Origin of the sequence: Lamprocystis purpurea DSM 4197, from assembly GCF_000379525.1 — a bacterium.
Taxonomy (GTDB): Bacteria; Pseudomonadota; Gammaproteobacteria; order Chromatiales; family Chromatiaceae; genus Thiodictyon; species Thiodictyon purpureum.
Genome location: NZ_KB902486.1, coordinates 16,459 through 38,210, shown reverse-complemented (window position 1 = coordinate 38,210; position 21,752 = coordinate 16,459). Strand labels below are relative to the sequence as shown.

The window sequence follows — 21,752 nt, the reverse complement described above, 5'->3', positions numbered from 1 at the left end:
TCTCAAGGATCTACCGCGTGTTACCGACGCCGGAGCATGGACTGTCATGAGGCTGGGGTTGGCGCCGGGCTCAGAGGTAAGGTCAGGGACACGTTGGTACCTGGTTCCAGCGGGGTGAAATCAAGCAGGCCGCCAATGTCGCGCGCCCGTCGTTGCATGTTCGCCAAACCACGACCCATCTTGGGGACGGCGGGCAGCCCGATGCCATCATCGCACACGGCGATCCGCAACTCGCCATCCGGATGATACCCGGCGGCTATCCGGATCTGTCGGGGTTGGGCATGCTTGACCGCGTTGTTCAGGCTCTCCTGCAGGATACGCAGCACATTCAGCAGTGTCCGCTGCTCCAACGGCGGGCAGGCCGACAGCGCGATCTCCCAGTCGACCCGCACCCCAAGGCCGGACAAACGCCTCTCGCAGCGATAGCGATAGTCGGCGATAGCGTCATTCAGATTGAGATCCTCGTGACCCAAGGTTTCGATGACCAGATGCAGGTCATCGAGACACTCACGAAGCAACTCGTCCATCTCGGCGCTGGTGAGCATGTTGTACTCATTGCGCAGGCAAGCGCTGGCCAGTTGAGAGGCAAAGCCGTCATGCAGGTCCTGCAGCAACTGTTCGCGCTCCTGCATCCGTGAACGTTCCGCCAGGCGCTGGCGCTGCACTGCTTCCGCCTGCTTGCGCTCGCTGATATCGCGAGTGATGCCAAGGATTTCCAGAAAAGTGCTGTCGGCACTGATCGGCAAGCAGGCAATCACATCGGTCCAGACGGTGGAGCCGTCTTTGCACTTATGTTCAAGCTCCAACCGCATGGTCCCCAGTGGCAAGCCGGCCTGTAACTCGGCAAGAAATCGACTGAACTGCTCTTGTACCAGGGCCAGCGAAACGGGCGTGAAGATGTCTTCAAATGTTTGCTGCATGACCTCCTCCGGCGTAAAGCCGCGTAATTCTTTCACCGAGGGGCTGACAAAGGTAAACCTGCCTTCCAAATTCATCGTCCAAATGACATCAACGGCAGTCTGAGCCAATAGCCGGTACCGTTCCTCGCTGATTCGCAAGCGCTCTTCCATCTGTTTACGTTCGGTGATATCGATCAGATCCGCTCGCGACTCCCGCAGTTGCTCATTCTCGATCTCAAGCTCGTGCTGGCGGATCAGCAGTTCGCGGATCCGGCGTTCGAGGTCGCCGACTGACTGCGCGGCGGTGGCGACCGGCGTCTGGCGGCGCAATTGCGCGGTCTCGATGCTGGCTGGATCAGGGGTCATCGGTGTTCGTTCGCTCGATTTTCGTGGGTCCGAGAGTGACGGCGGATGCGCCTCGACACCAGCGGCACGCGACCGACGCGTCCGGTCGCGGCTCTTGGGATGCCGAATCGCCGCGCGCCCGGCGTGCCGCTATGACCACAGACGCCATGCCAGGGCGATCCCCAGGATGATCAGGGTGGCGATCGATCCGGTCAGCGCACCGAGGAGCAGGAGGCGCCGCGTGGCAGCGGCGATCCCCAGTCGGACACGTTCGTTCATGGCCCGCTCCGACTTCAGTTCGCCGGCGGCGATCCGCTGATCGATCAGTTGGCTCCACTCGGTCCGGAGTTCGGCTTGCAGGCGGTCACGAAACGTCTGGTTCATTTCCAGAAGACGCTTCTCACGCTGGATGTGGGTCTCCAGAATCGCGGCGTTTTGCATGTCGTGTTCTTCGCGACAGCGTACCAGGCGCGGGCAGTCGGCGAGACTGCAGGGCACGCTGTCACTCTCCCCCGTGGTGACCGCGGACAGGTCGGGCCGCGGCGGGGCGACCGCAGGCTCCGGTGGAGGCCCGAGATGACTCGCGGAAACGGTCGGGGCGCGTGACGGCGCGGCTGGCGCCGCGTCCCTGGGCGTGGAGGGCGGCAACGGCTGGACCGGTACTTTCGGCATCCGCTCGGCGGTGGGTTGCTCTTCGCGTTGCGGTAACGCATCGGCCGAATCCACGTCGACCGAATCCACATCGACCGAATCCATGTCGACCGGATTCACATCGGCCACATCCTCGGCCACGGCGGCGGGCTCCTCCAGGCCAAGCAGGCGCCGGTTTCCAGGGATCGATAACCAGGTCTCCATGTCCATGGATTGCACCTCATAACCCTGATCGATCTTGTTCGCCGCCCATCCCGGCGAGCGAACACTCAAGTCATCGATCTGATTGACCTGCGCGACCTGTTGCACTAGTGGACCGACGCGTTGCTGCAACTCTTCGTGAGGGATCACCTGCGTGGCGCCGAAAGACTTGACGCGTTTGGCGTGCCGCTGCCCGGCGGCGTCCGTGATCACATAGATCGGCAGGGTCGCCAGACGTTGACGCAAGATGACCAGGGTGTCGACGGTCTCATCGACCACGGGGGCCAGGCCCAGCACAATCGCTTGAAGGTCGTCAGCGATCTGCAGGATCGCCGCCGCGTCATCACAGATCTGGATGCTCGCCCCGGCGGAACTGAGCATCCCGCACGCAAGTTGCCGCGCGACGCGATCCTTGATGCTCACGGCAATAAGAACTGGTTTCTTACTCATGACGTCCCCGATTGATAGCCCCGGACCGAAAGGCCCGCGATGCCCACTGCGCTTGACACGGTATAGCTGAGATTTCGCTCTGATTCTGACATGGTTTCCGCGCGGCTGGCTCGGGTAATCCGGGGTTTTACATGAAATCAGTGTGTTACGTCATTCTTGCAGGGTGCCGGAAGCCAGTGCCCGGCATCGCCGCTCGCCCCGCAGGGTCATTCCAGCAATTCGGGATGGAGGAATCCGGCCAGGGCGTCCGGCATGGGCCGCTCCAGCCAGGGGATGACGCCGAGGCAGGGTGCACCCAGCAGTGCGGCGAGTGTCGCGCGGTTCTCGTCGCCGGCTTGCAGTTCCGGGTCGATGCCGTTGCCGACCCAGCCGGCCAAGGGGCTGCCCTGGGCGCGGATGCTCTCCGCCGTGAGCAGGGCGTGGTTGAGGCATCCGAGTGTGAGTCCGACGACCAGGATCACCGGCAGGTCCAGGGCCTTGGGGATATCGTTGACCGACAGGGTGGGACTTAAGGGGACGCGCCAGCCGCCGACGCCCTCCACCACCACCAGATCGCAACCGGCGCTCAGGGCGCGGTAGGCGCCGACGATAGGCTCGAGCATGATCTCCACGCCGACCCGGCCGGCGGCGATGTGGGGGGCGATGGGAGGTACGAAGGCGTAGGGGTTGACCAGGTGATAGGGCGCGGCGGTACTGCCTTGCGCCAGGAGGCGCAGGGCGTCGGCGTTGTAAGGTCCCTGGGGGCTCGGGTGACAGCCGGAGGCGACTGGTTTCATGCCGAGCACCCGCGCACCGCGTGCCTGCCAGGCGGCCATCAGGGCCAGGCTGATCTCGGTCTTGCCGCAGTTGGTGTCGGTGCCGGTAACAAAGACCCCGCGCATCAGACACCCCGTCGGCTGCCGCCCCGACCAATGGCGCTGACCGGGACGGCAATGCCGCCGGCCATGGGCTTCTGCTGGGGCGCCCAGGCGTGTCCGTAGACCACCTCATAACTGGCGGGCAGCCGGCCCTCGCGGCGCCGGCTTTCGTAGGCGGATTCGAGTGCAGCCAGGCGGCGGGGGCCGGTGAGCCCGCGGGGGCGTTCGGCGGTGGCGTTGTGGGCGCCGATGCCTTTCAGGTCCTGCATCAGGTCGCGCAGCCGGGTGTAGGTGACCGTCAGCCGCTCGCTGTCCATCACCGGATCGGCGAAGCGTGCCCGCACCAGCGCGTCGCCGACATCGTGCATGTCCGCGAAGGGGCTGACGTGCGAATAGCCGTCGATGCTGGACCAGTCGGCGCGCAATTCCTTGAGCGTATCCGGACCGAACGTGGTGAACATCAGCAGGCCGCCGGGGGCCAGGACGCGCAGGCACTCGGTGAAGGTGGCGTCCAGGTCGTTGCACCATTGGAGTGTCGTGTTGGACACGATCAGCTCGACGGCCCCGTCGGCGAGCGGCAGATGTTCGGCGTCGCCGCATACACACAAAGGGCGACGCAGCCAACTGCCGCGGCGGCGGGCGTGCAGCAGCATGGGTTGTGCGAAGTCGAGCGCGATCAGCCGAGCCCCGCGGTAGCGGCGGCGCAGTGCGTCGAGCGCGTAGCCGGTGCCGGCGCCCAGGTCCAGCACCCGCCGGGGTTCGAGGCGGACATAGTCGAGCCGCTCCAGGAGGCGGTCGGCGATCTCCCGTTGCAGCACGGCGGCGGCGTCGTAGCCGGGCGCGGCCCGCTCGAATGCGCGGCGGGCGCGGTTTTTGTCGATGGGTGGCGGGGTCATGCTCGTGGGGTGTTGTAGAAATGGACTAAGGCGATTTCTTCTCGTTCCCACGCTCCAGCGTGGGAATGCCGTCCGGCCGCTCCAGCGGCCGGTGACGCCACGGCGACGCCGGAGCGTCGCGACTTGCTCCCACGCTGGAGCGTGGGAGCCAAATCATCCTTCCATAATGGATTGGTTTCGCATATTCGTGAACGGTTTCTTAGTCGTCGAGTCCCGCCAGGAATGACTGAATGGCATCAGCGGTTTCGCGCGGATGGGAGAGGAAGGGGGCATGGGCCGCGCCCTGGATGACCTGGGTCCGCGCTTTGTCGTTCAGCAATTCCACCCGCTCGGCGACGCCCGGCGGCACCAGGGTGTCGCGACTACCGAACAGCCACAGGGACGGACAGCGCAGGTCCGGCAAGGGGCCGCGCAGGTCTTCGTCGCGCAGCAGGTCCAGGCCGAGCGCCAGGGCGTCCGGGTGGGGCGCCCGGCGCCGGGCCAGTTCATGGCGCAGGGTGCGCAGCACCTCGCGCGCATGGTCGCTCCCGCGGACCTGGGTGACCAGGAAGCGGCTCAGGGTCCCGGCGGGGTCCGCGAGCAGGCCGTCATGGAACTGGGCCAGTGTGGACTCGGGCATAGCCGGGGTCCAGTCCGCGGCGCGGATGAAGCGTGGGGAGGTGGTCATGAGGATGAGCGCGCGCACCCGCTTGGGTGCCCGCAAGGCGGCGGCCAGGGCCACCAGGCCCCCGAGTGACCAGCCGAGCCAGACCGCCCGCGGCGGCGCGGCGGCCAAACAGGCGTCGGCCCAGCGCCACAGGCATCCGTAGCCCGCGGCCCAGGCGGGATCGAAGGGGCTTTCCCCGTGGCCGGGGAGCTCGATGCGGTGTTGGACCCGATCGGCGGTGAGGCCCGCCGGCAAGGCGTCCCAGACCGCGGCGTTCATGCCCCAGCCGTGGAGCAGGACCAGATCGTTGTCCGTGGTATTCTCCGGGGTGTCGAGGGCGCCGATGACTTCGGCCAAGGTGTTCATGCGGACTCCGCGGGGTTGTTCAATGGGCGTCGCGTGGCGTTCATGTGCGGCTGATCTTTGTTCTCGTGTTCTCGGTGACGGCTGAATCCAGACCAGGCAACGCGGCCAGTGCCGCGAGCAGCCGGTCCAGATCCGCATCGGTATGGGCGGCGCTGAGGGTGACGCGCAGCCGCGCCGTGCCCGCGGGGACCGTGGGCGGGCGGATCGCGGTCACCAGGATGCCGGCCGCTTCCAGCGCCCGGCTCCAGTCCAGGGCGCGGGCGCTGCTGCCGGCCAGGATCGGCTGGATCGGGGTCGGCGAGTCCGCGAGCGGCAGGCCGAGTTGGGCCGCGCCGTGGCGGAAGCGCGCGATCAGCGCGTGCAGCCGTTCGCGCCGCCAGTCGTCCCGGCGCGCCAGGCTCAGGCTGACCAGCGTCGCCTCCGCCAGGGCGGGCGGGCTGGCGGTGGTATAGATATAGGGGCGGGCACGCTGGATCAGGCTCTCGATCAGATCGTGCGACCCGGCGACAAAGGCCCCGAAGGTGCCCAGTGCCTTACCCAGGGTGCCCATCAGGATCGGCACCTGCCCGGTAGCGAGCCCGCAGTGATCCAGGCTGCCGCGTCCCTCGCGGCCGAGCACACCGAGTCCGTGCGCGTCATCGACCAGGAGCCAGGCGCCGGTTTGGGCGGCAATCGCGGCCAGGTCGGGCAGCGGGGCCAGGTCGCCGTCCATGCTGAAGACGCCGTCGGTGGCGATCAGTCGCACCCCTGCGGTCTGCGCGAGCCGCGCGAGCGCCGCGGCATCGGCGTGGGGGTAGCGGCGCAGGGTGGCGCGGGCGAGCAGGGCGCCGTCGAGCAGTGAGGCGTGGTTGCGGCGGTCTTCGAAGACGGTCTCGCCGCGTCCGGCCAGTGCGCTGATGACCCCCAGATTGGCCATATAGCCGGTGGAGAACAGCAGCGCGCGCGGATACCCGGTGAACTCGGCCAGGGCCTCTTCCAGGGCCTGGTGCGCGGCGCTGTGGCCGTTCACCAGATGGGCGGCGCCGCTGCCGACACCCCAGCGCGCCGCGCCCTGCTGCAGGGCGGCGATCACCTCCGGGTGATTGGCCAGGCCCAGGTAGTCGTTGCTGCAGAAGGCGAGCATGGGCCGGCCGTCGGTGCGGGCCTGGGGTTGCTGAGGGCCGCCCTGGACGCGCCGCTGCCGGTAGAGCCCGGCGGCGCGCCGGTGCTCGAGGTCGGCCCTGAGGCCCAGCGCGGGATCTACCGGCGGCATGAGCGGATGCCTCGCGTCGCCCGCCTGTCAAGGCGTCGGGACCGCAGTGGGTCAGGCATGCGGGTGGCCGTGGGGCCGATGACAACCGCCCGGCTCCCGGCGTTCCGGTTCCAGTGCTTCGACCCGCAGGCCCAGACGGTCGAAGAGCGCGTGATCGCGGTCGGACGCCGCGTTTGGCGTGGTGAGCAGGCGCTCGCCGTAGAAGACCGAGTTGGCCCCGGCGAAATAGCACAGTGCCTGGAGTTCATCGCTCATGGCCGCGCGGCCGGCGGACAGCCGCACATAGGAGCCCGGCATCAGGCAACGGGCGGCGGCCACCGTGCGGACGAACTCCAGCGGGTCCAGGGGGGCCGTGCCGAAGAGCGGGGTGCCCTCGACCTGAACCAGCAGATTGATCGGCACGGATTCGGGGTGCGCCGGCAGGTTGGCGAGTTGCCGCAGCAGTGATGCGCGGTCGCGCCGCGATTCGCCCATCCCGAGGATGCCGCCGCTGCAGGTCTTCAGGCCGGCGGCGCGCACGTGCTCCAGGGTCTCCAGCCGATCCTGATAGGTGCGGGTGCTGATAACCTGGCCGTAGAACTCGGGGGAGGTGTCCAGATTGTGGTTGTAGTAATCCAGCCCCGCCGCTTTGAGCCGCAGGGCTTGGCCGGCGGTCAGCATCCCGAGGGTGACGCAGGTCTCCAGACCCAGGTCATGGATGGCGGTCACCATGGCGGCCACCTGGTCCAGGTGCTTGTCGCTCGGGTGCCGCCAGGCCGCTCCCATGCAGAAGCGGGTGGCGCCCTGGGCCTTGGCGTCGCGCGCGGCGGTCAGCACCGCCTCCAGTGGCAGCAGGGGTTCGCGCGGCAGGCCGGTTTCATGGTGCGCGCTCTGTGCGCAGTAACCGCAATCCTCGGGACAGGCTCCGGTCTTGATGCTCAGCAGGGTGCTGACCTGAACCTGATTGGGCGCGAAACAGGCGCGATGAACTTGCTGGGCCTGGAGCAGCAGGTCATTGAAGGGGAGATCGAGCAGCGCCTCGACCGCGTCGAGGGTCCAGTCGTGACGGATCTGCGGATGGTCATCGCGAACGGGCATGCACATGGGTCCTTGGTTGGCCGGGTGTGACCGGCGGGTCGCGACGGGCGCGTGCTGCCGGTCACGACGATCGGGCAAGGCCCGGCGGCGGCGCCGGGGAGCAGGCCGACGCAGGGCGAAAACCGGGGATCCTAGCTGACCGCAGGTTGTTGTCAACCTTCGCAGGGAAATTTGGTTGACGGTGCGGTCGGCGTCGGAGCGTTCGTCGGCGTTGGGATAACCGTTGCAGCGCTCCACTATGCGCCTGTTAGCGCTCCTTGCAGCAGAACGAAAATCCCGCGCGATCTGGTAGGTGATTTTCCGCCAATCGCCTGATCGCAAGCGGGTCCATCCATCACGAGCAAATCATGGAATTCATCATCGACAACGACACGGGGCTGATCCCTCATGTGCTCGGGCAGATACTGGATACCTGTGTCAATGGAATCACGCTGTCCGACCCGAACCAGCCCGACAACCCGCTGGTCTATGCCAACGCTGCCTTCGAGTTGATCACCGGCTATGATCGCGCGGAGATGCTTGGACACAACTGCCGCTTTCTCTTGGGCGACGATCGCAATCAGCCGCAGGTGGAGCGGATCAGTGAGGCCATTCGTGAGCGCAAGCGGGTGACCGTCACCCTGCGTAATTACCGCAAGGATGGCACCATGTTTTATAACCGCTTCACCATTCGACCGCTATTCGACAAAGTCGGCCGCCTGATCTATTACCTGGGCATCCAATACGACATGTCTGAGTCGGTCCGTACCCGCGATGAATTCGATCGGCTCAATGCCATGCTGGAGCGGCTGGGCGAGGTCTCTTGATGGGGCTTCAGTAACACGTCGGAACGACGAGGCTTCAGCCGGACGCGGCACCGCCGCCCGCTAAAGCGTCGGCCTCCGGTTGCGTCGCCCGGGTTCCCGGAGGTTGATCTCGCGTGGTACGAAATTCAACCAGCGGTCGGCAGCCAGTTCTGCGCGAGAATATCCACAAGCGCCCAGGGACACTCGTCAGGGAATCCACCCATTCCGGTCTCATTGATGGCGAGCGTGACTGCATCCGCCCAGATCGCCCCTTGCCATTCAGGATCGGCGAGTCTGGATTTCAGGCTGGGGACTTGCTTGAGATGGAAGGCGAGTGCCCGGCGCTGCTCCTTGATGGTGCGTTTCCAACTGGTGCTTTGACGCTCCGGTTGATACTGCCATTTGAGCAGGTAAGCAATCAACACGGCCATGCGGCTGGCGAGTTCCCGTTGTTCGCTCTTGCCCACGTCTTCGATTTCCTCGGCAATATGTTCGAGATCAAGCTGATCGAACTGTCCCGCACGGATCAGCCGCGCCTGCTCGCTCGACCAGGCAACGACGTCTGTTTCGTAACTCGTGGCAGTCATACTTGTTACCTCATGGTCAGTCGGCCGCGCTCTTGCTCCCCTTGCCGGCCGGGCTTTTGTCGCGGCCGAGCGTGCGAATCAAGGTCATGCTAGCATTGAAAAAATCATCACTCGGATGCGCCTTGCAGTGGGTGCGGATGCGCCCCAGGGCGGCCTCCAGTTCGGCCCCGCGCAGCACATCCGAGGCGGTCGCCAGGTTGATCCCGGTGACCAACCCGGCCAGCCATTCCCGATAGCGCAGATAGTCCTCGCTGCCGACCGCGGCCGGCGTATCAGCGCCTGGCGCCGCGGCCACGAAGTCGCCGCACGACTTGACCCCATAGCCCCACAAGGTCGGGGCCGGCGCCGCGTGCGCGGGCCGGCCGGTCCAGGGCGCGGCGATGATGGCGGCGAGCAGGGCGGCGATCGCGGGTCTGGTGTCCCTGGTGTATCTGGTCATGTCATGATTCCTTAATCAGGCGGGCGGCGTCGAACCGTTACCATTTCAAGATTTGCCGATGACCAGGAGCACTCAAGCTTCCATGCGCGTACTCATGATCTCCGATGTCTACTTCCCGCGGGTCAATGGGGTCTCGACCTCGATCCAGACCTTCGCCCGCGCGTTCGTGGGCAAGGGCCATCAGGTGACCTTGATCGCCCCGGACTACGGCCAGCAGGCGCCCGAGCCCTTCGAGGTCATCCGCATTCCCTCCCGGTATCTGCCGCTGGACCCGGAAGATCGCGTGTTGCGTGTGCGTGCGCTGCGGCGGGAACGCGCGGGCCTGGCGCGTCGGGGTTTCGATCTGGTGCACATCCATACGCCGTTCATCGCCCACTACAGCGGGGTCGCCTTGGCGCGCCGACTCGGTGTCCCGACGGTGGAAAGTTACCATACCTTTTTCGAGCAGTACCTGGACAAGTATGTCCCGCTGATTCCGTCGGCCTGGCTGCGGCTGGCTGCACGGTATTTCTCGGCCGCCCAGTGCAACGATGTTGATGCCCTGGCGGTGCCCTCGTACGCCATGCTCGCGGTCCTCAAGCGTTATGGAGTCAAGACCCCGGCCGCCGTGATCCCCACGGGGATCGAACTCGATCAGTTCAGCCGCGGTGATGGGGCCGCCTTTCGCGCCCGACAAGGGATCGCGCCGAGCCGTCCGGTGATGGTGCACGTGGGGCGCCTCGCATATGAGAAGAATATCGATTTTCTGTTGCGGATGCTGGTCGAGGTCAAGCGACAGATCCCGGACGTGCTGATGGTGATCGCCGGGGAGGGTCCCGCGCGGGGCTCACTGGAGCGCCAGGCGCGCGCGCTGGGGCTTGCCGGCCACACCTGTTTCGTCGGCTATCTGAATCGCGACGGGGCACTGGAGGACTGTTACCGCGCCGGTGACGTCTTCGTGTTCGCCTCCAACACCGAGACCCAGGGCTTGGTGCTGCTGGAGGCGCTGGCCCTGGGTGTGCCGGTGGTTTCCACCGCGGTCATGGGCACCGCGGAGGTACTGGAGGAGGGCGGTGGCTGTCTGATCGCCCGCGAGGACGAGCGGGAGTTTGCCGACAAGGTGGTGCGGGTCCTCGCCGATCCGGATTTGCGGAATGGGTTGAGACGAGAGGCGAGCCGCTATGCCAAGTCCTGGTCCGCGCCGGTGATGGCGGACCGGATGCTGGCGTTCTACGGGGAGATCATCGGTCGGAGTCAGGGAGGCGGACATCCCCGGTCGGCGTTGAAAGGCCCGGCTCCGGCAAGGGTGCTCTGACCTGCCGTTCGTCTGACCTGTTTGCATCCCGGGTTTACGGGACATACATTCATGGCTGAAGCGCGGCGCGTATGCTCCACAAGGCGGGAGCAGCCAAGTCTGTTCTGCCCGGCCAACCGGCCGACGCGCATCGCCCAAGGGCGCCGCGGGAGCGGTCACCGTGTCCCACTGACCGAGCTGTTAGGCGATTGCCCTGACCCAATAACCCGTGTCGATCGTCGAACATGTCGATTTGTCCGCTCACCCGGGCCGCGTTTTCGTGGTCGGCGATCTGCACGGTATGGTGCATGCGCTGGAACGACTGCTGGACAGCGCCGGGTTCGACCCGAAACAGGATCTGGTCTGGTCATTGGGCGATCTGATCGATCGCGGTCCGTTTTCATCGCAATGTCTGGATCTGCTTGAACAACCCTGGTTTCGTGCCATCCGCGGGAACCACGAGCAACTGATGCTCGACGCCATCGTTGATGATGAGACTTGGCTGCAATGGATCGTCAACGGCGGCGACTGGGCACTGGATTACCCCTGGGATGATCCCGCGGTGCGCGGCCGGGTCGAGGCCTTGCCTTGGGCGGCGGACCTGGTGACGGGGGTGGGGCGGATCGGTCTGATCCATGCGGACGTGGAGCGGACCAGTGACTGGCCGCAACTCCTGGAGGCGCTGGAGCTGGGGCGCGGTGTGGTCCGCCAGACCGCACTCTGGTCGCGCGGCAGCGCCAATCAGGCGTGGCGCGGTCTGCCCAGCAGGCAGATTGCCGGGGTCGAACTGGTGCTGGTCGGTCACACCATCATGGATCACGCCTTCCAATGGGGCAACATGTGGTTCCTGGATTCGGGTGCCGTGATCAGCGATGACCCCAGCGCGGCACTTTCCATGCTGGAGATCCACCCCGCTATCAAGCTGTGGTCCTTGCCCACGACTCAGGACCCGGCTGCCGCGTATTGGTGGTCCCAGCAACTCGATCGGCTCGCCGCCGTGATGGCGCGGCGCCGTGCGTAGTCAGGGCTTCCAGCCCTGACGGTGTCAGGCCAGGATGGCCTGACTACGCACCCGGCGCGAGGCCCGCGGTCGGGATGCGAATTCCTGGGAATCGCTTTAGGCGCCCGCCGCGGCCCGTTCCTTGAGCGTTCGTGACTGCTCCGGACCCAGATAGGCGTCGATCAACGCCCGCCCCAGGTAGATCAACGGCGTGAGTGCGATGGCGACCACGAACTTATAGACATAGTTGACCGTCCCTACCGCCAGGAACAGCTCTGTGGGCCACTGTTGCGGGCCGAGCACGAAGGCGATATAGAGGACCACAAAGCTGTCCACCAGTTGCGAAATCAGAGTCGATCCGGTGGCCCTGGCCCATACCATCCGGTCTCCGGTGACCCGCCGCACCCGGTGGAAGACGGTCACGTCGATGATCTGGCCGATCAGAAACGCGGTGACCGACCCCACGATGATCCATTGTCCCTGACCGAAGATCACGGCAAAGGCCGCCTGCATATCCGGTACGCCCTGATTGGCCTGGATACCGACCCACCAACTCGCGGGTGTCAGGCCGATCGCCAGATAGGCGAAGACGAAGGCATAGATGATCAATCCGACCACGAGATACGACAGAAAGCGCACCCCGCGCTTGCCGAAATACTCGTTGATGATGTCGGTCATGATGAAGACCACCGGCCACAACAGCACGCCGGCGGTGAAGTTGAGTGACCCGGACTGGCCGAACAGGTTCCAGTCGAAGGGGGCGAGCCCCAGGGTTTCTTCCAGCGCGAAGATCTTGACGCCGATGAACTCGGCGATGATGGCGTTGGCGATGAAGAAACCCGCCAGCAAGAGGAACAGGATGGTGGGGCGGTCGAACTTCATGGGGTTGGTTCCCTGGGCTCCCGTGGCTTAAACGATTGCCTCAGGACTTGGGCAGGGTCACCCCGCGCTGTCCCTGATACTTGCCGCAACGGTCCTTGTACGAGGTCTCGCAGACTTGGTCGGCTCCGAAAAACAGGATCTGGGCCACCCCTTCGTTGGCGTAAATCTTGGCGGGCAGGGTGGTGGTGTTGGAAAACTCCAGGGTCACATGACCCTCCCATTCCGGCTCCAGCGGGGTCACGTTCACAATGATACCGCACCGGGCATAGGTCGATTTCCCGAGACAAATCACCAAGACATCGCGTGGAATCCGGAAATACTCCACCGTGCGGGCCAGCGCGAACGAGTTCGGCGGGATGATGCAGACATCGGACTTCAGATCCACAAAGCTGTTGGAGTCGAAGTTCTTGGGGTCGACGATGGCCGAGTTGATGTTGGTGAAGATCTTGAATTCGTCGGCGCAGCGGATGTCGTAGCCGTAACTCGAGGTCCCGTAGGAAATCACCCGCCCGGCCTCACCCTCGCGCACCTGTCCGGGCTCGAAGGGCTCGATCATGCCGTTTTCGACGGCCATACGGCGGATCCAACGGTCGGACTTGATGGTCATCGCATGCGCGGGTCTTGGTTGCTGCTGTGACCCGACAGGTTACACCGGTCGGGGGCGCCAGGGCAAAATTCCGCCTAATCAAACAGGGCGGCGGGATCGGTCACTCGCATTGCCGCCAGCAACCAGGTTTTGAGCTGGTCGCGGTCGCGGCAGGCGCGGATGCGTGCCGCGAGGTCCGGTGCCGCCGTCAAGCCGCGTTCCGCGAGCAGTGTCAGGATCGCATCGGCGATGCCCTCGCCGCGACCTTCCTCCCGTCCTTCCTCTCGCCCTTCCTCCCGTACCGCATCCAGATCCGCGTAGCCGGCCCGCTGCAACAGGTTGCGCAGCGCCGCCCGATCCGCCGCCGCGCGCTCGAACAGCGCCTCCACCGGGATCGGGTTACGCAGCACACCGGGCGCGGTGAGTGACTCGCCGATCGTCGCGACCCGCATCGGTTCGCCGGTACGATAAACCTCCACCCGGCGCGGACCCAGCAGCCGCACGACCCAGATGTAGCGGCTCCCGCCCTGCAGCAATTCGACAATCTTGGTCTGAAGGTCAGCCTCATCTTGCCCGACTCCAGCGTACTCGACCGCCAGGAGCGGCACGCCTGGGATCCACCCGCGACCGCCGGGTGGGGCCGCGACCGCGACGTCGGGTGCCCGCAGGGTTCCCGGCTCGGGTGCGAAGCCGGCGTCGACCCCGGCCCATTCGACGTCGGGGTCGCTCGCGATCACCGCGGCTCCGGTCAGGCTGCGGCCCGCGTGCTCCGGCCCCGCCGGAGCGCAATAAATCGGGTGTCCGCCGGACAGTTCGTAGCGGTCTCCGTCCTTCAACTGATTGGCCTGGAAGGGGCCCGGTGCGGATCGGATTGCTGATTCACCCATGGAATCGTCCTCTACAGCGATTGTGCCCGTCGTTGTCGGTTTTTCGTTTTCCTAACCCGATGCGTGGTAGGCATTAACGAACAACGAAAAACCGAAAACCGTTCCGTCTAACCGGACCGCTCGGCGTGCCGCTCGCGCGACGCGGATCGGCGCCCGCGGTCAGCGTTCATCGAAACCGGCGAGGCGGTAGAGCCGATTGGCTTCCTCTTGATCCTGAGGGACGCCGCGGCCTTGTTCATAGAGCATCGCGAGCGTGGTCTGGGAGCCGGCGAGACCTTGTTCGGCCGCCTTGCGAAACCAGAGGGCGGCTTGCGCCGGGTCTTGTTCCGCGCATTCGCCTTCGAGGTACATGAAGCCGAGTCCGTGCTGGGCGAGGCCCAGTCCGGCGGTCGCCGCGGCCTGCATATACCGGAGCGCGAGCGTCGGGTTTTCCTGCATGCCGAGTCCGTTTTGCGCCATGATGGCGACCCGGTATTGCGCCTCGGGATCACCCTCGGCGGCGAGTGGACTGAGCAACCCGGCGGCGCGGGAGAATTGTTTGGACTCGAAGGCGGCGATGCCGCTGGCGAGTTCCATGTTCAGACCGCGGGGGTCTTGGTTCATCGGTCGGGGTCCTCGTGGTGAGCGCTCTGGTCGGTTGCTGGTTCAGTGTGGGTCAAACTGCGGGTCACCGGGCGCGAATCAAGTTCAAGATTTACCGCGGGCGCAACGGTAGCGCGATGAAGTCGAGCCATTGATCCAGGAGTCCCTGGTTGGCCGCGGCGACCGCGAGCCGCTGGCCCAGGTCCAGCCCTTCCGCCGGAGCGCTGCCGTAGGGCTGGTAGAGCCGGGAGGGGACCCCGGCCTCGGTGGCGATCAGGCGCCCGGCGGCATAGTCCCAGAGTTTCTGCCCGCCATGGAGGTAGAGCTGAAAGCGCCCGGCGGCGAGCCAGCACCACTCCAGCGCCACCGCCCCCAGGTTGCGCTGGGAACGGAAGCCGCCGGCGCGCAACAGGGACGGGACCCGTTCGGGCGGCAGGCGCTTGAAATCGATGGCGGCCAGGCAGTCGTCGAGCGCTGGGCCGGGGGCGAAGGGTCGGATCGGCGCGTCGTTGCACCAGGCACCGCCGCCGCGCAGCGCACAGAAACACTCGTCGCGGACCGGGTCGAGGATGGCGCCCTGGACGGTGATGCCGCCCTCGATCAGGGCGAGTGAGACGGCGAAGCCGGGGAACCCGCAGGCGTAGTTGCTGGTCCCGTCCAGTGGGTCGAGCACCCAGACGGCGCGCCCGGCGGAGTCCAGCAAATGCGCTTGCTCCGCCGCGGTTTGTTCCTCACCGAGCAGGGGTATGCCGGGATAGTCGCGGGCCAGGGCGGCGGTGATCCGCGCCTGGACGGCCAGGTCGGTCTCGGTCACCAGGCTGCCGTCGGTCTTGCGGCTGGAACGGGTATGGCGAAACCGGGGCATGATCTCGGCGGCGGCGGTGGCGCGCAGCAGGTCACTGAGGTGGCGCAGTTCTGGGTGCATGAAGTCCTCGGGGGCGGGGGGAATGTCCCGTGGTGGGATAAGCGAAACAACTCCATCAGGATAACCCTTTGGCGTCCCGGTTGTTGTCGTTGTCGTTGTCGTAATCGTAATCGTAATCGTAATCGGAGAAGCGACTCGATGTCGGCATCCTGGCGGATATCATAAACTCGACAACGACAACGACAACGACAACGATTGTATTTCACTTGTCCTTCACTCGTTATTTATGATATCGCGTCGCCCTACCCCATATCGCAAATCTGGTCCATCCTCCACATGCGTCTCTTTACCGGTGCGCGCTAGCAAGAAGACCCTGATGTCTCCCACCGCCGCGGTTGTCCTCGGTGTCGCCGCACTCGCTGTGACGGCCGCCGCGGTCGGCTGGCTGTTCGCCTGGGTGCCGCCGCCCGACCCCATGGGAGGGGTCGCCGCCGAGCGGGTCCCCGCCGCTGTCGAGGCGGCGGCCGGCGCCGACCCCGGCGCCGACCCCGGTGCGGATTCCGGTGCCGATCCGCTCGACCCTTACACGCGCGTCGCGGACCTGGAGCGCAATCTGGATACGGCATCGGATGCGCAGATCGAGGCCTTGCTCGACGCCTTTCCCGCGACGCCGCCGACCGAGCGCTTACGCGGCGCCTATGTGAAGCGGTTGGCGGCGGCGGGGCGCTGGGCGGAACTGGCGCGGGTCTATCGCGCGGATGAATCGGTGGAGCGGCAGTGTCTGTACCTGCGCGCCTTGGTGGAGACGGGCCAGGCGGAGCTTGCGCTCACCGCGCCGCGGCTGGAGCCCCTGTGGCTCGTGGCGCAGTCGCAGCCCGCCGCCTGCGATCCGGTGTTCAGCGCCTGGCGCGCCCGCGGCGGCTTGAGCACCGAGTTGGTCTGGCGGCGTATCCGGCTGACCATGGAGGCCGGTGAGTTGGGGATCGCGCGTCATTTGGGTGCCCAGTTGCCCGCCGCGGAACGGCCCTGGCTGACCCGCTGGCTGGCCCTGCGCGAACAGCCCGCGGTGCTGCTGAAGCCCGGTGAGCCCTGGGGTCCGCATCCGCTGGGCGCCGCGATGTTGGCCGACGGGATCAGCCGGCTTGCCCGTACCGATCCGCGCGGCGCGGCGCGCGTGTTGGAGGCGAACACGCAGGTGCTCCAGGCGGACCCGGCGGCCTGGAATCTGGCCCATGCCGGGGTGGGTCGCGGGCTGGATCAGGTCGGCGATGCCGCGGGTCTGGCGGTCTGGGATCGGCTGTCGGAGCACCGGGATAATCTGGCGGAGCAGGAGCAGCGCCTGCGTGCCGGGATCGCGCGGCGCGACTGGCAGCGGGTTGCCGCCTGGGTGCGGCGGATGCCGGAGCTGCCCGAGAAAGGGGATCGCTGGCTGTATTGGCAGGGGCGCGCGGAGGCGGCCCTGGGCGAGGACGCGGCGGCCGCGGCGACTTTCAGGCTGGCCGCGCGACAACGCAGCTTCTGGGGGATGCTCGCGGCGGATCGGCTGGGACTGCCCTATGCGCTGGAGCCCCGCCCGGTTCCGGCGGAGCCCGCGCGGGTCCGGCGGATCGTCGCCGCGCCGGCCGTGGCGCGCATTCGCGCGCTCGACCGGGTCGGACGGGACGCGGACATGCGCCGCGAGTGGCGCCTGCTGACCCGCGATCTGGAGACGCCGGATCTGCTGGCCGCGGCCGTGGTGGCGGACGGGCTGCAGTGGCATGATCAGGCGATCTTCACCCTGGCCCGGACCGATTATTGGGACGATCTCGTGCTGCGCTTCCCGCTCGCGTATCGTGAGGTGGTGGCGGAACTGGCTTGGCAGACCGCCCTGCCGGAGGATTGGATCTACGCGGTGATTCGTCAGGAGAGTGTCTTCAATCCGACCGTGGCGTCGCACGCCGGGGCCTTGGGGCTGATGCAGTTGATGCCCGACACCGCGCGTGAGGTCGCGGCCGGGCAGGGGCTCGCGGCGCCGAGCCGCACGCAGATTCTGGAGCCGGGGCTGAATCTGCGCCTGGGCAGCGACTACCTGGCGCGGATGCGTGATCGTTTCGGACACGCCGCCCTGGCCACCGCGGCCTACAACGCCGGACCGCGGCGGGTGGCGCGTTGGTTGCCGACGCAGTGCACGCCCGCGGATCTGTGGATCGTCGCCATTCCCTTCGCTGAAACCCGTGCTTATGTCGAGCGGGTGCTGGCCTATCGGGTCATCTACCGGGCCCGGCTGGGTTTGGCGCCGGTGCGCCTGAGCGAACTGCTGCCGCCGGTGGGGGGTGAGGTGATTTCCGGGAAATGATCGACCGTAAGGTGATTTCCGCGAAAAATCCAACCCGTAGGAGCCCGCTTGCGGGCGACGGGTGGGGCACAATGACGCGATTCCGGCAGGTCACGTCGCCCGCAAGCGGGCTCCTACGGNGCTTGATTCTTGATAGCGTCTTATTCGGAAATCGCCTAAAGTCCGACAGGCTGCTAGATGACAGCAATCGCTTTAGGGGGCGGTCCCGAACAGCACGGCCAGCTTCGGAACTGGTTATTGCATCGCTTCTCCGATGACGACAACGATTGGATTCGTTCTTTCACTTATTCCTCATTCGTCCGCCCTGGGACGCGTGCGCCAAGGCGAACGCCCCGGCTGTTCAAGAGATTGGCAACGATCTGGAGCAGGTTCACCTCCGCCGCCGACCAGTCGCGGGTGTCGCGCACGCAGTCCAGGGCGAGCGCGCCGCGCAGGGTGTCGCCGGTCCCCAGGGGGACCAGGAGCACCGACTGGATTCCTCGGGCGCTGAAGTGCTCGCGTTCGCCGGACCAGTCCGTCGGCAGGTCCGCGACCCGCGGGATCATCACGGTCTCTCCCGCCCGCAGTCGGGCCACGAGGGCCGGCAGCCCGGCCGACGTCCGTGCCTGATGTTGCCATGGCCCAGGGGCCTGGCTGTCCGCCGTCCATTCCAGCGCCGTTGTGAGCGTGCCGGTCGCTGGAGCGAGGCGCAGCAGACAGGCATGGTCCGCCTGGTTGAAGCGGCCAAGGCGGGCGAGTGTCGGCGCGGTCAGGCGGTCGATGTCCTGGTCGGGAGGGGTCGCGAACCCGGCGGTCAGGACGAGCAGCTCGTCCAGCATGGCGTTGCGCTGGAGCAGTGCCAGTTCCGCCACCTTGCGGGCGTTGATGTCCTGGTGGGTGCCGGACATGAGCAGGGGTGCGCCCGCGCCGTCGCGCTGCACCACCCGGCCCTGGTACAGGATCCAGACCCAGTGTCCGTTCTTGTGGCGCATTCGCGCCGCGCATTCGTAGGTCTCCAGTTCGCCGGAGAAGTGTTTCTGTAACAGGTTTTTGCAGCGCTCGATGTCATCCGGATGAGTGAGATCGATCCAGGTTTGGAAGGTGGTCGGAGCAAGCTCGGCCAGGCGGTAGCCGATGATCTCGGCCCAGCGCGCGTTGAATACCGTGACGCCGGTCTGGATCTGCCACTCCCAGGTGCCCACGCGGGTGCCGGCGATGAGGTCCGCGAGGCGCTGGCGCTGGTCCTGTGCCCTCAGGGCCAGTTCCGCCGCCGTGTGGTCGCTGATGTCCTGGACCGTCCCGCGTGAGCGCAGCGGCGTGCCGTCCGCGGCGAACTCGGACTCACAGCGTTCGCGCAGCCATTTGATGCGGCCGTCCGGCATCCGCAGCCGGTGCACCAGATCATAGGGGGTGCGGTTGGCTAAGGAGTCCTGATAGGCGCGATCGACCATGTCCCGGTCATCGGGGTGGATGGCGGCCAGCACGGTCTCGTAGGAGGCGCCGAAGCGCTCTGGTGCCAGTTCAAAGATGCGGAAGACTTCCGGTGACCAGGCGATCCGGCCGGTCGCCAGGTCCAACTCCCAGGACCCCAGACGGGCCAGGTCCTGCGCCTTGAGCAGTGCCTCGTGCGCCTGTTCGAGCGCGCGGCGGGCCTGATATTCGGCGGTCGCGTCGGTGAAGAACAACATGAAGGCCCATTCGGGTCCGAGCCGTGTCAGGATCGGCGAGACTTTGCAGTAGAAGACGCTGCCGTCGCGGCGGCGGCAGGGCAGATCGAGGGCGGGCGCGAGGTCGCCCTCGATCATGCGGTTGAACTCCGACAAGACCCGATCGCGGGCGTCGGCCGGGTGCAGATCATCGAGGTGCAAGGCGTCGAGTTCGGCCGCCGAATACCCGAAGAGGCGCCGCATGGAGCCGCTGCACCAGCGCAAACGTCGGCTCGTGGGATCGGTTTCGACGATGCCGTGGGGGGCGTTTTCGATGAGCGTGCGCAGCCGATGCTCGGTCTGTTTTTGACGGGTGATGTCGGCGAGGGTGGCGAAGAGTCGCGGCGGGTCGGCCGGCGGCGCGCCGGGTTGAGGGTGACTGTGGACGAGCAGCCAACGCAGCGCGCCGCTGCGGGGTTCGAGGATGCCCATCACCGTCTCGCCCTGGTCATGGCTGGAGCGCAGGGCCGCCAGGGGCGGATGTCCCGCGGTCGGGATGGGCAGGCCGTCCTCCCGGACGGCCTGCCAGCGTGGGTCGATGGGGTCGCGGCCCTGGAGTTGCGCCAGCGAGAGCCCCAGCAGACGCAGGGCCGCCGGATTGGCCTCGGCGACGGCCCCGTCGGCACCTTCGCCAATGACCCCCTCGGCCATCGCCTCGAACAGGAAGCGAAAGCGCGCCTCCTGCCGCGACAGGGCTTCATGCAGCATCCGGCGCGCGTCGTGTTCCTCACGCAGCGCCCGAAAGCTCGCGGCCAGCGAGTCCGCCATGTCCGCCACCGCGTCCGCCAACTCACCGGTCTCGGCCAGCAGAGCGGGGACCGGCGGCGGCCGTGGCTGATCCTCGCGGATGGCCAGCGGCAAGGCGCGGGCGTACCGCGCCAGCCGATGCAGCGGCGTGACCAAGCGCCGGCTGAGCCAGAACGCCAGGACCACGCCCAGCAAAGCGAGCACCAGCAACAGCAGGAGCAGCCGGGCCAACCAGGCCTGGAGTTGATCGATCAACGGCGTGGCGCTGATCGCGACGACCAGCCGCCACCCGGGGGGCAGGGTGTGGTCCAGGAGCACGGGGGCGGTGTCGTCCGAGATCTCCATGCGGTAGCGTGCCTGGCGCCACCGCTTCAGGTGTGAGGGGTAGCGACCCTCGGGTAGGATCAGCTCCAGTCCGGGGGCCGACGTAGGGATGGTCTGACCCGGCCGGGGTCGATCCGCGAGCCAGCCGTGCGGCGGGGGCGGAGGCGGGGAGGCCGCACCCCGCTCCAGGCGCGCCGTGGGCGCGGCGGTCGCGGGCAGTGTCGCATCGATGCCGTAAAATTCCCGCGCGATCGTCACCGGATCAGTCGCGCCGTCGGCGTTGATCATGAGTTGATGTGCCGCCAACTCGCCGAAGAGCAGCAGGCGCTCGGCCTGCGCCGCTTCCAGGATTTCCCGCAACTCGCGGTTGTCCCATGCGCTCACCAGGACCGTCGGCAGCAACATGCCGGCCAGCAGGGCGCCGAACAGGACCCGGGCCAGCGGCAGCGCGGAGCGCTGCCCGGTCAGGAGCGCGATGGCCACCAGGATCAGACCGGCGAGCGTGGCGTTGAGGATGCCGTTGAGTGCCTGCTTGACGGCGATCAGCAGGGTGGTGCTCCAGTCCATCCCCAGCCCGAACCGATGGCACAGCAGCGCCAGTGGAATGCCGAGCAGCAGCCAGTAGAGGGTGACCGAGACCGCCAGCGGCGGCGGTGTATGCCCGCGTTTGCGCATCCACCCCTGGTGCCAGCCCACCGCCGCGGCCTCGGCGGTGAAGAGGATCAGTGCATAGGGTTGGCCCCACAGCAGCCAGGTATAGGCGCCGCCGGCCAGGGCTGCCACCAGGCCGGGGCCGGTGCCGAGATAGGCCAAGGCCACCAGTACGGCGATGGAGCCGAACAGGAAGTCCACGCCGAAGGGCAGGGCGAGGTTGAAATGATTGCCGGCGATGGCCGCCAGCGCCAGTGCCGCGGTGAGCAGGTGGCGGTACAGGCCCCGCGGGGCCGATGTGGGCTGGAGGTCGCCCATCTGCGCGGGGGCGGCGGTCTGGTCGGTGGTCACTGGGTTCTCCGGTGGGAGCGGCGTCCCGCCGCGAAACGCCCCGCGATGACACGCACGCCGGACGAGCGGACGCTGAGCATAGACCGACCGGAGTGAAGTTTTAAGTCATTATAGTCTTCGTCCCTGATATCCA

At 66.7% G+C, this 21,752-nt stretch carries 19 protein-coding genes; 4 read left to right on the top strand and 15 right to left on the bottom strand.

Features of this window, described 5'->3' with window-relative positions; all coding sequences use genetic code 11:
* Positions 1-44: 44 nt before the first annotated feature.
* From A39O_RS0111060 to bioB, 7 genes are all read right to left on the bottom strand, one after another.
* Positions 45-1,229: a PAS domain S-box protein gene (locus A39O_RS0111060; RefSeq protein WP_157639968.1), complete on the bottom strand. Its 1,185-nt coding sequence runs from the start codon at positions 1,227-1,229 to the stop codon at positions 45-47.
* Between the two features lie 165 nt (positions 1,230-1,394).
* On the bottom strand, positions 1,395-2,546 hold the full coding sequence (locus A39O_RS0111055; protein WP_157639966.1) for a hypothetical protein: 1,152 nt from the start codon (positions 2,544-2,546) through the stop codon (positions 1,395-1,397).
* Positions 2,547-2,752: 206 nt separating this feature from the next.
* Positions 2,753-3,427, bottom strand: a complete 675-nt coding sequence (gene bioD, locus A39O_RS0111050; protein ID WP_020504720.1) for a dethiobiotin synthase — start codon at positions 3,425-3,427, stop codon at positions 2,753-2,755.
* Positions 3,427-4,299, bottom strand: coding sequence for a malonyl-ACP O-methyltransferase BioC (gene bioC / locus A39O_RS0111045; RefSeq protein WP_020504719.1), 873 nt, complete (start codon positions 4,297-4,299; stop codon positions 3,427-3,429). Before bioC ends, bioD begins: the two co-directional genes overlap by 1 nt.
* Positions 4,300-4,498: 199 nt before the next feature.
* Complete coding sequence (gene bioH / locus A39O_RS0111040; RefSeq protein WP_020504718.1) at positions 4,499-5,311, bottom strand: pimeloyl-ACP methyl ester esterase BioH; 813 nt, start codon at positions 5,309-5,311, stop codon at positions 4,499-4,501.
* Positions 5,312-5,351: 40 nt separating this feature from the next.
* Positions 5,352-6,563 carry an 8-amino-7-oxononanoate synthase gene (gene bioF / locus A39O_RS0111035; protein ID WP_020504717.1) on the bottom strand — a complete coding sequence of 404 codons (1,212 nt, stop codon included), beginning with the start codon at positions 6,561-6,563 and terminating at the stop codon, positions 5,352-5,354.
* Between the two features lie 51 nt (positions 6,564-6,614).
* On the bottom strand, positions 6,615-7,646 hold the full coding sequence (gene bioB, locus A39O_RS33090) for a biotin synthase BioB (protein ID WP_020504716.1): 1,032 nt from the start codon (positions 7,644-7,646) through the stop codon (positions 6,615-6,617).
* A gap of 341 nt (positions 7,647-7,987) precedes the next feature.
* Here bioB and A39O_RS0111025 point away from each other — a divergent pair, with 341 nt between their 5' ends.
* Positions 7,988-8,446 (top strand): PAS domain-containing protein, encoded by a 459-nt coding sequence (locus A39O_RS0111025; protein WP_020504715.1) that lies wholly within the window; start codon positions 7,988-7,990, stop codon positions 8,444-8,446.
* A gap of 125 nt (positions 8,447-8,571) precedes the next feature.
* Here A39O_RS0111025 and A39O_RS0111020 read toward each other — a convergent pair whose 3' ends face one another.
* Complete coding sequence (locus A39O_RS0111020) at positions 8,572-9,012, bottom strand: DUF29 domain-containing protein (protein ID WP_020504714.1); 441 nt, start codon at positions 9,010-9,012, stop codon at positions 8,572-8,574.
* A 16-nt stretch (positions 9,013-9,028) separates the two neighbouring features.
* Positions 9,029-9,451: a hypothetical protein gene (locus A39O_RS0111015; RefSeq protein WP_020504713.1), complete on the bottom strand. Its 423-nt coding sequence runs from the start codon at positions 9,449-9,451 to the stop codon at positions 9,029-9,031.
* 82 nt (positions 9,452-9,533) lie between these two features.
* Between A39O_RS0111015 and A39O_RS0111010 the strand changes: the two genes are divergently transcribed.
* Positions 9,534-10,745 carry a glycosyltransferase gene (locus tag A39O_RS0111010; protein ID WP_020504712.1) on the top strand — a complete coding sequence of 404 codons (1,212 nt, stop codon included), beginning with the start codon at positions 9,534-9,536 and terminating at the stop codon, positions 10,743-10,745.
* Positions 10,746-10,953: 208 nt separating this feature from the next.
* The gene (locus A39O_RS33085; RefSeq protein ID WP_020504711.1) at positions 10,954-11,745 is read left to right on the top strand and encodes a metallophosphoesterase; all 792 of its coding nucleotides are present in this window, start codon (positions 10,954-10,956) and stop codon (positions 11,743-11,745) included.
* A 96-nt stretch (positions 11,746-11,841) separates the two neighbouring features.
* On the opposite strand, the gene A39O_RS0111000 is transcribed toward A39O_RS33085, so the two are convergent.
* The 5 genes from A39O_RS0111000 to A39O_RS0110980 all read right to left on the bottom strand — a co-directional run bounded on the left by A39O_RS0111000 (position 11,842) and on the right by A39O_RS0110980 (position 15,586).
* Positions 11,842-12,606: a queuosine precursor transporter gene (locus A39O_RS0111000; RefSeq protein WP_020504710.1), complete on the bottom strand. Its 765-nt coding sequence runs from the start codon at positions 12,604-12,606 to the stop codon at positions 11,842-11,844.
* A 40-nt stretch (positions 12,607-12,646) separates the two neighbouring features.
* The gene (gene dcd, locus A39O_RS0110995) at positions 12,647-13,213 is read right to left on the bottom strand and encodes a dCTP deaminase (protein ID WP_020504709.1); all 567 of its coding nucleotides are present in this window, start codon (positions 13,211-13,213) and stop codon (positions 12,647-12,649) included.
* A 74-nt stretch (positions 13,214-13,287) separates the two neighbouring features.
* The gene (locus A39O_RS0110990; protein ID WP_020504708.1) at positions 13,288-14,079 is read right to left on the bottom strand and encodes a Uma2 family endonuclease; all 792 of its coding nucleotides are present in this window, start codon (positions 14,077-14,079) and stop codon (positions 13,288-13,290) included.
* A 159-nt stretch (positions 14,080-14,238) separates the two neighbouring features.
* The gene (locus tag A39O_RS0110985; protein ID WP_020504707.1) at positions 14,239-14,682 is read right to left on the bottom strand and encodes a tetratricopeptide repeat protein; all 444 of its coding nucleotides are present in this window, start codon (positions 14,680-14,682) and stop codon (positions 14,239-14,241) included.
* 91 nt (positions 14,683-14,773) lie between these two features.
* Positions 14,774-15,586: an inositol monophosphatase family protein gene (locus A39O_RS0110980; protein WP_020504706.1), complete on the bottom strand. Its 813-nt coding sequence runs from the start codon at positions 15,584-15,586 to the stop codon at positions 14,774-14,776.
* A 316-nt stretch (positions 15,587-15,902) separates the two neighbouring features.
* Between A39O_RS0110980 and A39O_RS0110975 the strand changes: the two genes are divergently transcribed.
* A complete protein-coding gene (locus tag A39O_RS0110975; RefSeq protein ID WP_020504705.1) occupies positions 15,903-17,861 on the top strand; it encodes a transglycosylase SLT domain-containing protein in 1,959 nt (652 codons plus the stop codon).
* A 284-nt stretch (positions 17,862-18,145) separates the two neighbouring features.
* Here A39O_RS0110975 and A39O_RS0110970 read toward each other — a convergent pair whose 3' ends face one another.
* Positions 18,146-21,619, bottom strand: coding sequence for a PAS domain-containing protein (locus A39O_RS0110970; protein WP_020504704.1), 3,474 nt, complete (start codon positions 21,617-21,619; stop codon positions 18,146-18,148).
* Positions 21,620-21,752: the final 133 nt, after the last annotated feature.